11 protein-coding genes are annotated in these 13,350 nt (G+C 63.8%); 7 read left to right on the forward strand and 4 right to left on the reverse strand.

Annotated elements, in window-relative coordinates:
* Positions 1-230: 230 nt before the first annotated feature.
* Positions 231-692: an Lrp/AsnC family transcriptional regulator gene (locus ABIB78_RS27725; protein ID WP_024579268.1), complete on the reverse strand. Its 462-nt coding sequence runs from the start codon at positions 690-692 to the stop codon at positions 231-233.
* A 130-nt stretch (positions 693-822) separates the two neighbouring features.
* On the opposite strand from ABIB78_RS27725, the gene ABIB78_RS27730 reads away from it, so the two are divergent.
* Together ABIB78_RS27730 and ABIB78_RS27735 are read left to right on the forward strand one after the other, a co-directional pair.
* Positions 823-3,189 carry a transketolase gene (locus ABIB78_RS27730; RefSeq protein ID WP_429030076.1) on the forward strand — a complete coding sequence of 789 codons (2,367 nt, stop codon included), beginning with the start codon at positions 823-825 and terminating at the stop codon, positions 3,187-3,189.
* 181 nt (positions 3,190-3,370) lie between these two features.
* Positions 3,371-4,801, forward strand: coding sequence for an aldehyde dehydrogenase family protein (locus tag ABIB78_RS27735; RefSeq protein ID WP_429030079.1), 1,431 nt, complete (start codon positions 3,371-3,373; stop codon positions 4,799-4,801).
* Positions 4,802-4,929: 128 nt separating this feature from the next.
* Here ABIB78_RS27735 and ABIB78_RS27740 read toward each other — a convergent pair whose 3' ends face one another.
* Entirely contained in the window at positions 4,930-5,892 is a 963-nt protein-coding gene (locus ABIB78_RS27740; protein ID WP_429030081.1) for an SMP-30/gluconolactonase/LRE family protein, read from the reverse strand.
* A 125-nt stretch (positions 5,893-6,017) separates the two neighbouring features.
* Between ABIB78_RS27740 and ABIB78_RS27745 the strand changes: the two genes are divergently transcribed.
* Positions 6,018-6,842, forward strand: a complete 825-nt coding sequence (locus ABIB78_RS27745; RefSeq protein ID WP_429030083.1) for an NAD-dependent epimerase/dehydratase family protein — start codon at positions 6,018-6,020, stop codon at positions 6,840-6,842.
* A gap of 16 nt (positions 6,843-6,858) precedes the next feature.
* Here the strand turns inward: ABIB78_RS27745 and ABIB78_RS27750 are convergent, their stop codons facing one another.
* Together ABIB78_RS27750 and ABIB78_RS27755 are read right to left on the reverse strand one after the other, a co-directional pair.
* Positions 6,859-7,428: an invasion associated locus B family protein gene (locus ABIB78_RS27750; protein WP_429030086.1), complete on the reverse strand. Its 570-nt coding sequence runs from the start codon at positions 7,426-7,428 to the stop codon at positions 6,859-6,861.
* A gap of 34 nt (positions 7,429-7,462) precedes the next feature.
* Complete coding sequence (locus ABIB78_RS27755) at positions 7,463-8,155, reverse strand: GntR family transcriptional regulator (RefSeq protein WP_429030088.1); 693 nt, start codon at positions 8,153-8,155, stop codon at positions 7,463-7,465.
* Positions 8,156-8,327: 172 nt separating this feature from the next.
* Here ABIB78_RS27755 and ABIB78_RS27760 point away from each other — a divergent pair, with 172 nt between their 5' ends.
* From ABIB78_RS27760 to ABIB78_RS27775, 4 genes are all read left to right on the forward strand, one after another.
* Complete coding sequence (locus ABIB78_RS27760) at positions 8,328-10,031, forward strand: IlvD/Edd family dehydratase (RefSeq protein WP_429030090.1); 1,704 nt, start codon at positions 8,328-8,330, stop codon at positions 10,029-10,031.
* A gap of 154 nt (positions 10,032-10,185) precedes the next feature.
* Positions 10,186-11,187: a TRAP transporter substrate-binding protein gene (locus ABIB78_RS27765; RefSeq protein ID WP_429030093.1), complete on the forward strand. Its 1,002-nt coding sequence runs from the start codon at positions 10,186-10,188 to the stop codon at positions 11,185-11,187.
* A 151-nt stretch (positions 11,188-11,338) separates the two neighbouring features.
* Positions 11,339-11,923 carry a TRAP transporter small permease gene (locus ABIB78_RS27770; RefSeq protein ID WP_429030095.1) on the forward strand — a complete coding sequence of 195 codons (585 nt, stop codon included), beginning with the start codon at positions 11,339-11,341 and terminating at the stop codon, positions 11,921-11,923.
* Positions 11,920-13,260, forward strand: a complete 1,341-nt coding sequence (locus ABIB78_RS27775) for a TRAP transporter large permease (protein ID WP_429030098.1) — start codon at positions 11,920-11,922, stop codon at positions 13,258-13,260. Before ABIB78_RS27770 ends, ABIB78_RS27775 begins: the two co-directional genes overlap by 4 nt.
* Positions 13,261-13,350: the final 90 nt, after the last annotated feature.

A 13,350-nucleotide genomic window follows, 5' to 3' on the forward strand; every position in this document is an offset into this window, starting at 1 on the left:
AATCTCTCTCACGGACGGCTCCCTTGTCTGAGATTTGCAACAACCTCATTCTGGCACAACTGATGCCGTAGGGGGCCGTCCACCCCATCAACCGCGAGGGTTGATTGGCGCACGATGCTGGAACGACGAGTCCCATTCACAACGCAAGCCGCGGAGTATGGGTCCCTGCTTTCGCAGGGACGACAGCCAGATTTTGGTGCGAGCGTGATATCGGCAGATGCAAGCGGCCCCTACACCGGCAGCGCGGTGGAATACTTCACCTGGCTCAACGCAAAGCTCGATTCGATCGAGGCGATGCCGTCGAGCCGGGTCAGCTTGTTCTTCAGGAACGCTTCATAGGAGGAGAGGTCGGCGGCGACGACGCGCAGCAGATAGTCGCGGTTGCCGGTCATCAAATAGCACTCGAGCACCTCGTCCCATTTGGAAATCGCGCGCGCGAAGCGGTTGAGGTCTTCCTCCTTCTGCCGCGCGAGCTTGATCGAGATGAAGACGGAGACATGCAGCCCGAGCGATTTCTGGTCGACGGTTGCGATGTAGCGGCTTATCACGCCGCGCTCCTCGAGCAGCTTGACCCGGCGGTGGCAGGGCGACACCGACAGCCCGACCTTGTCGGCGAGCTCCTGCATGGTCATGCGGCTGTCGGTCTGGAGCAGACTCAGGATCTTGCGGTCGATGGCGTCGAGGGCAGGCATTGGGATGAACTCGTTAATTGGGGCAGGATCGTGGGAATTTATCCCAATTTTTCCTGTGCTGTCGCGTGGAATTGAGATTTTCGGCGGCCCCCGCGGCAGTAACATCAGCGGTATCGCTGGGAGCATTGCCATGGGAATAGCACCTGAACGCCTCGACATGCTGTCCGCTTTGGCCCGCAAGGTGCTGTGGCTGTCGTCGTGGACCATCCATCACGCCAACCATGTGCGGCCCGCTACCGATGGGCTGAAGGTCGGCGGCCACCAGGCCTCGTCGGCCTCGCTCGCCAACATCATGTCGGCACTTTATTTCTCGGTGCTGCGTCCGCAGGACCGCGTCGCGGTGAAGCCGCATGCGAGCCCGGTGTTTCACGCGATCCAGTATCTGTTCGGCCACCAGACCCGCGACAAGCTGGAGAATTTCCGCGGCTACAAGGGCGCGCAGTCCTATCCGTCGCGCACCAAGGATGTCGACGATGTCGACTTCTCCACCGGCTCGGTCGGCCTCGGCGTGGCGCAGACCTTGTTCGCCTCGCTGGTGCAGGATTACGTCAAGGCGCATGGCTGGATGAACGACCGGCCCGAGGGCCGCATGATCGCGCTGGTCGGCGATGCCGAGATGGACGAGGGCAACATCTTCGAGGCGTTGCTCGAAGGCTGGAAGCATGGCCTGCGCAACACCTGGTGGGTGGTCGACTACAACAGGCAATCGCTCGACGCCGTCGTCCGCGAAGGACTGTGGGCCAAGTTCGAGACCATGTTCCGCAATTTCGGCTGGGACGTGGTGATCGTGAAGTACGGCAAGCTGATGCTGGAAGCGTTTGCCGAGCCCGGCGGTGAGGCGCTGCGGCGCTGGATCGACAATTGCCCGAACCAGATGTATGCGGCGCTCTGCTTCCAGGGCGGTGCTGCGTTCCGTAAGCATCTGCGCGACGACATCGGCGATCAGGGCGCGGTGTCGGCCCTGATCGATCGCCGCAGCGACGACGAACTGCTGGCGCTGATGTCGAATCTCGGTGGCCATGACATGGCGAGCATGATCGAGGCGTTCGAGGCGATCGACCATGATCGTCCGGTCTGCTTCATCGCCTACACCATCAAGGGCGTCGGCCTGCCGATGCAGGGCCACAAGGACAACCACGCCGGGCTGATGACCGTGGCGCAGATGGAGAAGTGGCGCGCCGCGCAGAATATCCGTGCCGGCCATGAGTGGGACAAGTTCGAGGGGCTGTCGCAGGAGCCCGCGAAGCTCGAGGCGTTCCTGGCGGACGCGCCGTTCAACCGCGAGGGACGCCGCCGCCTGTCGGCGCCCGTCATCGACGTGCCGGAGCGGCTGGCCTTCAAGGCCTCCGCGCAGATGTCGACGCAACAGGGCTTTGGTCTCGTGTTGCACGAGCTGGCGCGCGGCGACAGCGAACTCGCATCGCGCATCGTCACCGCATCGCCCGACGTCACCGTGTCGACCAATCTCGGCGCCTGGGTCAACCGCCGCGGCCTGTTCGCCAAGGCGGAGAACCACGACCTGTTCCGGCAGGAGAAGATCCCGTCCGCCTACACCTGGGAATATTCGCCGAAGGGACAGCACGTCGAGCTCGGCATCGCCGAGATGAATTTGTTCATCATGCTCTCGGCGCTCGGCCTGTCGCACCAGATCAACGGCGCGCGGCTGCTGCCGGTCGGCACGCTGTACGATCCCTTCATCGAGCGCGGGCTCGATGCGCTGAACTATGCCTGCTATCAGGATGCCCGCTTCATGGTGGCGGCGACGCCGTCGGGCATCTCGCTGGCGCCGGAAGGCGGCGCGCACCAGTCGATCAAGACGCCGCTGATCGGGATCGGGCAGGACGGGCTCGCCTCGTTCGATCCGGCCTTCGTCGATGAACTTGCCGTGATCATGGGCTGGGGCTTTGGCCACATGCAGCGCGAGGGCGCCGAAGGTGGTTCGGTTTACTTGCGGCTCTCGACGCGAACGCTGGAGCAGCCGCAACGGATCATGACGCCGGATCTGCAGCGCGACATCACCGATGGCGCCTACTGGATGCGCAAGCCGGGTCCGAACTGCGATATCGTCGTTGCGTATACCGGCACCGTCGCGCCGGAGGCGATCGAGGCGGTCGGCCTGATCGGCGAGAGCCACCGCGACGTCGGGTTACTGGCAGTCACCTCCGCCGACCGGCTCTATGCGGGATGGTCCGCGGCGCGGAATTTGCGCCGCGACCGCCGCGGCGCGCAGCATTTGAGTCATATCGAGCGCATGCTGGCGCCGCTCGGCCGCGACTGCGGCATCGTGACCGTGATCGACGGCCATCCGGCCTCGCTCGGCTGGCTCGGCAGCGTGCGTGGCCACAGGGTCGAGGCACTCGGTGTCGAGCATTTCGGCCAGACCGGTACGATCGGCGACCTCTACCGCCACTATGGCATCGACGCCAATGCGATCATCGACGCGGCGGAAAGCCTCTCGGTCGGCGCGCCAGTGCGGCATCGCAAAATGGCGGTGTGAGGCGAGAGGTGAGGGACGGGTGGCACGCCTTGCCACCCAAGCGGCTGCAACATTGTATGCGGTGGGCGCGCACGAGCCGCGCCCCGCATATGGCGGGTTCAATTCGCCCTGCTTTCGTGCAAGGATGCCTGCCGAACGCTTTCCGTTCCCCTTTCCATACGCCCCCTACAAGAGGTTTCCGATGGTCAATCGCATGCAATTCTACATCGACGGCGCCTGGGTCGATCCGGTCGTCAAGAAATCCACCCCGGTCGTCAATCCGGCGACCGAAGAGGCGATGTATGAAGTTGCGCTCGGCTCCAAGGCCGATCTCGACAAGGCAGTCGCCGCCGCCAAGCGCGCGTTCGAGACCTATTCCCGGACCAGCCGCGAGGAGCGCGTCGCGCTGCTCACCAAGGTCGTCGAGGTCTACAAGGGCCGCATGAAGGAGATCGGCGCCGCCGTCTCCGACGAGATGGGCGCGCCGCTGCCGATGGCCGAAAAGCTGCAGGCCGGCGCCGGCCTCGGCCATCTCATGAACACCCTCGAAGTGCTGAAGAAGTACGAGTTCGAGGAGACCATGGGCACCGCCGTGATCGTGCGCGAGCCGGTCGGCGTGATCGGCATGATCACCCCCTGGAACTGGCCGCTCAACCAGATCGCCTGCAAGGTCGCGCCCGCGCTCGCCGCCGGCTGCACCATGATCCTGAAGCCCTCCGAGTTCACCCCGACCTCGGCGCTGATCTTCGCGGAAATCCTCCATGAAGCCGGCGTGCCGAAGGGCGTGTTCAACCTGCTCAACGGTCTCGGCCCGGAGGTTGGTGCCGCGATGAGCGAGCACCCGGACATCGACATGATCTCGTTCACCGGCTCGACCCGCGCCGGCGTCGACGTCGCCAAGCGTGCGGCACCGACCGTGAAGCGCGTCAGCCAGGAGCTGGGCGGTAAGTCGCCGAACGTGATCCTCGACGGCGCCGACCTGACCAAGGCGGTGACCGGCGGCGTGATGCACATGTTCAACAACTCGGGCCAGTCCTGCAACGCGCCGTCGCGCATGATCGTGCCGCTCTCCAAGATGAAGGAAGTGGCCGCGATCGCGAAGGGCGTCGCCGACAAGACCAAGGCCGGCGATCCGCGCGCCGACGGCACCATGATCGGTCCGGTCGTCAACCGCGGCCAGTGGGACAAGATCCAGGCGCTGATCCAGAAGGGCATCGACGAGGGCGCAACGCTCGTCGCCGGCGGCCCGGGCCTGCCCGAGGGCGTCAACAAGGGCTTCTATGTCCGCCCGACCATCTTCGCCGACGTCACCAACGACATGACGATCGCTCGCGAGGAGATCTTCGGACCGGTGCTGACCATTCTCGGCGCCAAGGACGAGGCGGAGGCGGTGAAGATCGCCAACGATACGCCCTATGGTCTCGCCGGTTACGTCTCGGCCGACACCGTGGAAACCGCGCGCCGCGTCGGCCGCCAGATCCGCGCCGGCAACGTCAACCTGCAGGGCGTGCCGAACGAGCGCTCAGCGCCGTTCGGTGGCTACAAGCAGTCCGGCAACGGCCGTGAATGGGGCCGTTACGGTCTGGAAGAATATCTCGAGGCCAAGGCCGTCGCCGGCTACAACGCCGCGTAAGCCGAGCCACGAGAGATACGATTTTGGCGCCGGGGCGGATCACCGCTCCGGCGTCAGACGTTTGGGAAGGTAGAAGTTTTATCGTCGTCCCGGCGAAGGCCTGGCCTTCGCCGGGACGACCACGAAAACTAACCGCCGAGCGCGCCTTGGGTGTTGACGTAGAGCGCATAGATCGACTGGCTCGCCGCCATGAACAGGCGGTTGCGCTTCAGTCCGCCGAAGCAGAGGTTGGCGCAGCGCTCGGGCAGCGCGATGCGGCCGATCAACACGCCGTCGGGCGCGAACACGACGACGCCGTCGAGCTCGGGATCGCCCATGCCCCAGCCGCACCACAGATTGCCGTCGATGTCGCAACGCATGCCGTCGGGCGTGCCGGGGCCGGCATCGATGAAGACGCGCTTGTTCGCGATCGTCCTGCCGTCGGCTGCGACGTCATAGGCGAGGATCTTGCGGTGCGGCTCGCCGCGGGATTCCACGACGTAGAGAATTTTCTCGTCCGGCGAGAAGCACAACCCGTTCGGGCCGAGCACGCCCTCGGCGACGATGGTGGCCTTTCTGGTCGAAGGATCGAGCCGGTAGACGTTGGGCTCGATCTCGGGATCGGCCTTGTAGCCCTCGTAGTTGCCGAGCAGGCCGAAGATCGGATCAGTGAACCAGATCGAACCGTCGGATTTCACCACGACGTCGTTCGGCGAGTTCAGCCGCTTGCCGTTGAAAGAATCGATCAGCACCGTAACCGATCCGTCATATTCGGTGCGCACTACGCGGCGGCCGCCGTGCTCGCAGCTGATCAACCGGCCCTGGCGGTCGCGGGTGTTGCCGTTGGCGAAGTTCGACGGCTTGCGGAAGATGCTGACTGCGCCGGTCTCTTCCTCCCATTTCAAGATGCGCTGGTTCGGGATGTCGCTGCACAACAGATAGCGGCCGTCGCCGAACCACACCGGGCCTTCGGCCCAGCGCAGGCCGGTCGCGATGCGTTCGACGGCGGAGAGCTTCAGCCAGTATTTCTCGAAGCGCGGATCGAGCGCGTGGATCGCAGGATCGGGATAACAGGTCGCGGGACGCCAGCCGGCGGAATGAACATCGGACATTTGCTGTTCTCGTTGTTGTGTTTCGATGGTGTTTCCTTGAGCGCCTGGTTTGCTATCATTGTCGGCCTGCGACCGCAATTCGGCCCAACGATTCTCTTGGGCAAACAGCAAAGACGAGGGACGGCATGCCACGCATATTGATGACCGGCGCATCGGGTGGAATCGGCACGAGCCTGCGCAAATTGCTGCCGCCGATCTATCCGGACCTCCTGCTGAGCGATATCAAGCCGCCGGCCGATCTCGGAAAGAGTGAAAAATTCGAGGCGGCCGATCTCGCCGACCTCGCGCAGGTCGAGGCGATCTGCGATGGCGTCGACGGCATCCTGCATTTCGGCGGCTATTCGGTCGAAGGCCCCTGGGACGCGATCCTGCAGTCCAACATCATCGGCTGCTACAACCTGTTCGAGGCGGCGCGCAAGCAGGGCGTCAAGCGCGTGATCTTCGCCTCGTCCAATCACGCGGTCGGCTTCTACCCGCGTCATCACCGCATCGGCACCGACGTCACGGCGCGGCCGGACAGCCGCTACGGCGTCAGCAAGGTGTTCGGCGAAGGCGTCGGCGCGCTCTATGCTGACAAGCACGGCATCAAGGTGACCTGCATCCGGATCGGTAATTTCGGTGAGGCGCCGCTCGATCACCGCAGGCTCTCGATCTGGCTCAAGCCGGAAGACCTAGTTCAGCTCTGCCGCATCGGGCTCGAGCATCCCGATATCCATTTCGAGGTGCTTTACGGCGCGTCCTACAATGAGCGGTCGTGGTGGGACAATCACCACGCCTATGATCTCGGCTATCGCCCGAGCGGACGGGGTGAGGATTTTCGCGAGCACGCGATGGCCGAGCAGGCCAGGCTGCCGCCCGATCCCGTCGGCGACTATTATCAGGGCGGCGCGTTCTGCAGCATGGAGTTCGACGGCGACAAAAGCATGGTGATCGACTGGAAGAAGATGTGATCAGTCCTCGCAGCAATCAGTCCTCGCATTGCGGCAGTTGCTTTACCGCTTCGGTGTGCTGGCGCTGCGATTCCGTGGAGCCCTGCCCGGAAGTTTTGGGCGGACTACCGGGTCCATCGAAGGTCTCGGCGAAGTGAATGAGCGGGAAGGCGAGGCTGATGGTCTGACCGGTCAGGTTCTTGGCTTCGACGGCGATGGACTGTGCATGCTTCAACCGCTCGATCATGTTGCCGTCGGCCTCGAGCGTGCCGCCGCAGCCCAGCGTGTAGCAATGCGGCTTGGCGATCTGGATCGGCTCATCCTGATCGATGCGGAGGCTGATCGTGCCCTCCAGCATGGTCCGCGTTCCGACATTGGCGCTCACGATCGCGCGCTTGCTGTTTTGCGGCGAGACGCTGAGCGTGCCGCCCGACGGCGAGCACTGACCGCGGGCGGCGGCGCCGACGAAGCAACTTGCCTGGGTCAGACAAGTCTTGGTCCAGGGTTCGTAGCTGAGTTGCATCGCGCGCGGGTCGGCCGCTTCGCTGACACCGCCGAGTGCAGACTGCACGGCGAGCGATCCAATCAACAAGGCCACGTAACGCATTGCAGTCTCCTTCACGAACCGGCCGCGTATCGCGCTATTGCGGCTTTTTGTCGTTGGAGATGCGGTCGAGATAATCCGCCTTGCTGTACTGCATGTGATCGACACAAAGCTGCGCCAGCGCCCAGCTGTCGCGGCCTTTCAGGAGCTCGATCATCAAATCGTGCTGGCGTCGCGACAATGCGAGGCCTTCGCTGTCGGCTAGGTTCTTCGCGCGCATCGGCAGCGTCAGGTTCATGTAGTCCTGCAGCGAGCGCACCAGATAAGGATTGCCGGAGGCGGAGAACAGCGCGAGGTGGAATGCATCGTTGGTTTCGTGAATACCGCGCATGTCCTGCGCGTCGGCCTTGAGGCAGTACTGCCGTTGCAGCTCGCTCAATTGGTCGATCAGGCTTTCGGGCGCGGGCAGCGCGATCATCAGCGCGGCCTGGCGCGTCAGCATCTCGCGCACCTCGTAGATCTGCCGCACTTCCCCGGCCGAATAGAACCGCACGGTGGCGCCGACATTCTTCTCGCGCAGCACGATACCCTGGCGCTCGAGCTGGAACAGGGCCTGGCGGACGAAATGACGGCTCGCGCCGTAGCGCTGCATCAGGATATCCTCGACCAGCCGCAAACCGGGCGCGAAGCGGCCGAAGATGATGTCCTCCTCCAGCCGGCGGATCACTTCCGCCTGTTCCTCCTCCCGCGAGGTGGCCTGGATATCGGGCAATGTGGGCTCGGCTTTCATGCGCTCTCGGCTTCGGGTCGATGCCGGAGGTCAGCATGACGCCATGGCTATTGTCAATAATGGGGGCGATTTTGCCGCAGAGTGGCCGCGCTCCAGCGTCAGATTATCTCATATTGACAATAATTCCCGCCGCTCCTTAAGTGCGGCCGAACAACCACGGGACGAGAAGAAGATGGCCGACGGACTTCGCAAGGGACTGACCAGCTATGGTGACGCCGGCTTCTCGCTGTTCCTGCGCAAGGCCTTCATCAAGGCGATGGGCTATTCGGACGATGCGCTCAATCGCCCGATCGTCGGCATCACCAACACCTACAGCGACTACAATCCCTGCCACGGCAACGTGCCGCAGATCATTGAAGCTGTGAAGCGCGGCGTGATGCTGTCGGGCGCGATGCCGTTCGTGTTCCCGACCATCTCGATCGCCGAGAGCTTTGCGCATCCGACCTCGATGTATCTGCGCAACCTGATGGCGATGGATACCGAGGAGATGATCCGCGCCCAGCCGATGGATGCGGTGATCGTGATCGGCGGCTGCGACAAGACCTTGCCGGCGCAGATCATGGCCGCCATCAGCGCCGATCTGCCGACGGTGGTGATTCCGGTCGGCCCGATGGTGGTCGGTCATCACAAGGGAGAAGTGCTCGGCGCCTGCACCGATTGCCGCAGGCTGTGGGGCAAGTATCGCGCCGGTGAGATCGACGACAACGAGATCGAGGCGGTGAACGGCCGTCTGGCGCCGTCGGTCGGCACCTGCATGGTGATGGGCACGGCCTCCACCATGGCCTGCATCACCGAGGCGCTCGGCCTGTCGCTGCCGATGAGCGCGACGATCCCGGCGCCGCATGCCGAACGCTTCCGCTCCGCCGAAGCCAGCGGCCGCGTTGCTGCCGAGATGGCGAAAACCAAGGGGCCGAAGCCGAGCGATATCCTGACGCCGTCGTCGTTCCGCAACGCCCAGGTCGTCATGCAGGCGATCGGCGGCTCGACCAACGGGCTCATCCATCTCACGGCTATCGCCAACCGCTCGCCGCACAAGATCGATCTCGAGGCGTTCGACAGACTGGGCCGCGAGGTGCCCGTGCTGGTCGACCTCAAGCCGTCGGGCGAGCACTACATGGAGCATTTCCATCATGCCGGCGGCGTGCCGAAGCTGATGGCGCAACTCGGCGACCTCATCGATCTCGATGCCAAAACCATCACCGGCCAGACGTTGCGCGAAATCGTGGCCGGCGCGGAGGACGTGCCGGGGCAGGATGCGATCCGCTCCAAGGCGAACCCGATCAAGTCCGAAGGCGCGATGGCGATCCTGCACGGCAATCTCGCGCCGCGCGGTGCCGTGATCAAGCAGTCGGCGGCGAGCCCGAAGCTGTTACAGCACACGGGTCGCGCCGTGGTGTTCGAGTCGGTCGAGGACATGACGTTGCGGGTCGACGACCCGGCACTCGATGTGTCCGCTGACGACGTGCTGGTGCTGCGCAATGCCGGCCCGAAGGGCGCGCCCGGCATGCCCGAGGCGGGTTACCTGCCGATCCCGAAGAAGCTCGCGCGCGCCGGGGTCAAGGACATGGTCCGCATCTCCGATGCGCGGATGAGCGGCACCGCGTTCGGCACCATCGTGCTGCACATCACGCCGGAATCCGCGGTCGGCGGCCCGCTCGGGCTGGTGCGGAACGGCGACATGATCCGGCTCGATGTCGCCAAGCGCAGCATCGATCTCCTGGTCGACGAGGCCGAACTGCAGAAACGCCGCGCCGCGCTCGCCCCGGCCGGCACGCCGGGCTGGGCCAAGCGCGGCTATGCACATCTCTTCAACGAGACGATTCTGCAGGCCGACGAGGGCTGCGATTTCGACTTCATGCGCGCCAAAGGGAAGTAACTGGCGTTCGTTCGGCGTAGCAGCCGAATTGTCGATAATTTCAGCGATGCGGAGCTCAATAGTGGCCGTTGTCGCCTGATTCCTTCTGTTTTATTGACAATCCCGCAGGACTGGTGGGATGATCACGTCAATCAAAAACAGGGGGAACGTCGCGATGGGCTATTCAGCCAGGATCGTCGGGATCGCCATGGCCGCGGCCGCGTTGCTGCTGCCGGCGAGCGCTGGCGCGCAGGAGGTCAAGCACTTCCGCTTCGCCTACGACCAGCCGCGCAATACCGGTTATTCGGTCGCCGGTGATCTGTTCGCCGACAAGCTCAAGGAATTGAGCAAGGGGACGATGATCGTCGATCAATATCCCGGCGCGCAGCTCGGCCAGGAGCCGCAGCTGCTGCAACTCGTCAAGTCGGGCGATATCGAGTTCGCGATCATCTCCTCCGCCAACACCGCGACGATCTCGCCGCAGGCCGGCGTGATGTCGCTGCACTTCCTGTTCCGCAACGACGCCCATGTGATCAAGGCGCTGGCCGATCCGCAGGTGTTCGACGCCATCAAGACGATGATCGACGACACTGCCCAGGGCCTGCACGTGATCGGGACCGGCTCGCAGGGCGTGCGCCACATCTACAGCAAGAGGGAAATCCACAACGTCGGCGACCTCAAGGGCGTGAAGGTCCGGGTGCAGGCGACCGCGACCGAGGACACCATGTTCCCGGCCTACGGCGCGCAGACGGTGCACATGCCGTTCGGCAGCGTCTACACCTCGCTGCAGACCGGCGTGGTCGATGCCGCCGAGAACAGCATCAACGTCTATCTCGTCAACAAGCACTACGAGGTGGCGCCGGTGCTTTCGATCACCGAGCACGAGGCCAACAATGCGCTGCTGTTCGTCTCCGACAGACTGTGGCAGAGCCTTTCCGCCGAGCAGAAGCAGTGGGTGCAGGCCGCCGCCAACGAGGTCAGCGCCAAGGAACCGCAGAAGGCATTCGAGCTGGAGCGGAACGCGCTGACCAAGCTGAAATCGTTCGGCGTCAAGGTGGTCGAGGACGTGGACAAGAAGAGCTTCACCGCGATCGCCGATCCCTATCTCGACAAGCTCGCCAAGGAACTCGGCCCGCACGCGGAGAAGATCAAGAATCTGATCCGCGCGATCAACTAACGCACTTCATGCGTCGTCCCGGCGAAGGCCGGGACCCATACGCCGCGGCCCGTCCATTGAAGCACCAGGCCGCCGTTCTTTCTCAAAGCAACAGGCGCCGGTGGTTAGGTCCCGGCCTTCGCCGGGACGACCTACGAGGACGGAGCATTCGATGGCCATCGCCGACAGACTGGTGCTGCAACGGCAGCGGCATCTGAAATGGCGGGCGCTCGACCGGCTCGAGCTGATCCTGATGATGCTGTGCGGACTGCTGTGCTTCGGCTTCTCGCTCTCGGTGACCGCCGACATCGTCACCCGCACCATCGGTCATCCCTGGCTGTGGCTGCAGGAAGTGACCTCGACGCTATTCATCTACGCGATTTTCATCGGTGCCGCGGTCGCGACAAGGCGCAATGATCACCTCTATCTCACTGCGATCTCGGAGGCGATGCATGGCATGTCGCGGCTGATCGTCGAGATCGTCATCCGCCTCGTCGTGCTGGGCGTCGCCTTCTGCCTGATCTGGTACGGCTATCAAAACTACCTCCGCGGCTTCGGCAGTTTCCGCCTGCCGTCGGGCACGCCGATCGCCTCGCTTTATGCGGTGATCCCGCTTTCGGGCATCCTGATCGGCTTGTTCACCATCGAGCAGCTCGTCAACGGCATCCGCCACGGCTTCGATCATCCGGAGCCGCCCGATGAAGACCTTCCGATCCCGGCGATCAACACCGGCGCGACGACGGGAGCCCAGCCGTGAGCGCACCGGTCGTGCTTGTGCTGATGTCGTTCTGCTTCCTGTTCTTCGGCTATCTCGGCGTGCCCGTGCCGTTTTCGCTGTTGGCCGGCGTGTTCGTCGGTGCGGTGCTGTCGGACGTGTCGCTGGCCGCCATCATCCAGAAGATCTTTGACGGCGTCGATTCCGAGGCGTTGCTTGCGATCCCGTTCTTCCTCCTGGTCGGCGAGCTCATGAGCTCGGCGAATGTCGTGGTCCGCATCGCCAATCTGTCGGTCTCGCTGGTCGGCCACATCAGGGGCGGGCTGTCGCAGGTCGTGGTCGTCTTCAGCATGTTCTTCTCGGAAATGTCGGGTTCGACCACCGCCGACGTCGCGGTGATGAGCCGCGCGCTAGGCGGGCCGATGAAGCGGGAAGGCTATGAGCCGGCGTTCATCGCAGCGATCATTGCTTCGGCCTCGACGATCGCGGCACTGGTGCCGCCGAGCATCACCGCTGTGGTCTATGGCGCCGTCGGCAATGTCTCGATCGCCGGCCTGTTCATGGCCGGCGTGGTCCCCGGGCTGATGATCGGCTTCGGGCTGATGATCTATTGCTATTTCTTCGGCCCCTCAGGCCTGCGCAAGCCGCGCGCGCCGCTCCGTCAGATCGCTTTCGCCGCTGGAGATGCCGCGCTGCCGCTAATGATCCCGGTGATCCTGCTCGGCGGCATCCTGACCGGCTGGTTCACGCCGACCGAGGCCGGCGTGGTCGCGGTCGCCTACATCATCGTCGTTGTGATCCCGGCGCTGAACCGCGGGCATCTGAAGAAGATCCCGTACGACTTCTGCCTGGCCGGTCTGATCTTCTCGCTGCCGCTGATCACGATCGGGGCCGCCAACGCGTTCGGCTGGATGCTCGCCTATCTGCGCGGCGCCATCTACATCGCCGACTTGATCACCTCGATCGCCGGCAACGATCCACGCCTCATCATGCTGCTGATGGTGCTGCTGTTCACCGTGGTCGGCGACTTCATCGAGCCGGTGCCGACCATCATCATCTTCATGCCGCTGGTGAACGCGCTGACCCAGGCCGGCGACATCAACGGCGTCCACATGGGCGTGGTGCTGATCGCGACACTCGCCTTCGGCCTGATCACGCCGCCATACGGGCTCGTGCTGCTGATGGCCTCGAAATTCGTCGGCATCAGCTTTGCAAAAGCGCTGCGGGCAGCGTTGCCGATCTATGTCGTGTTCCTGGTCACGATCTGCTTCACGATCTATTTTCCAAAGATCGTGCTGTGGCTGCCCAAGCAGGTGATCCCGGAATCGGTCGGCTGCTTCAAGGCGCCGGGCGGTAGCGGCTACATCTGCCCGAACTAGAGCATTTTCGGTTCTGATGGAATCAGAACCGAAGCTCTAGATCCTTGTTTTGACGCGTTTTCTTCACGCGAACCGGTGTCCACTTCGCTC

Origin of the sequence: Bradyrhizobium sp. I1.14.4 (assembly GCF_050435825.1) — a bacterium.
Lineage (GTDB): Bacteria > Pseudomonadota > Alphaproteobacteria > Rhizobiales > Xanthobacteraceae > Bradyrhizobium.

Excerpts from the sequence above, each read along its gene's own strand:
- ABIB78_RS27725 (WP_024579268.1), bottom strand. The coding sequence starts at position 692 with ATGCCTGCCCTCGACGCCATCGACCGCAAGATCCTGAGTCTGCTCCAG.
- ABIB78_RS27730 (WP_429030076.1), top strand. The coding sequence starts at position 823 with ATGGGAATAGCACCTGAACGCCTCGACATGCTGTCCGCTTTGGCCCGC.
- ABIB78_RS27735 (WP_429030079.1), top strand. The coding sequence starts at position 3,371 with ATGGTCAATCGCATGCAATTCTACATCGACGGCGCCTGGGTCGATCCG.
- ABIB78_RS27740 (WP_429030081.1), bottom strand. The coding sequence starts at position 5,892 with ATGTCCGATGTTCATTCCGCCGGCTGGCGTCCCGCGACCTGTTATCCC.
- ABIB78_RS27745 (WP_429030083.1), top strand. The coding sequence starts at position 6,018 with ATGCCACGCATATTGATGACCGGCGCATCGGGTGGAATCGGCACGAGC.
- ABIB78_RS27750 (WP_429030086.1), bottom strand. The coding sequence starts at position 7,428 with ATGCGTTACGTGGCCTTGTTGATTGGATCGCTCGCCGTGCAGTCTGCA.
- ABIB78_RS27755 (WP_429030088.1), bottom strand. The coding sequence starts at position 8,155 with ATGAAAGCCGAGCCCACATTGCCCGATATCCAGGCCACCTCGCGGGAG.
- ABIB78_RS27760 (WP_429030090.1), top strand. The coding sequence starts at position 8,328 with ATGGCCGACGGACTTCGCAAGGGACTGACCAGCTATGGTGACGCCGGC.
- ABIB78_RS27765 (WP_429030093.1), top strand. The coding sequence starts at position 10,186 with ATGGGCTATTCAGCCAGGATCGTCGGGATCGCCATGGCCGCGGCCGCG.
- ABIB78_RS27770 (WP_429030095.1), top strand. The coding sequence starts at position 11,339 with ATGGCCATCGCCGACAGACTGGTGCTGCAACGGCAGCGGCATCTGAAA.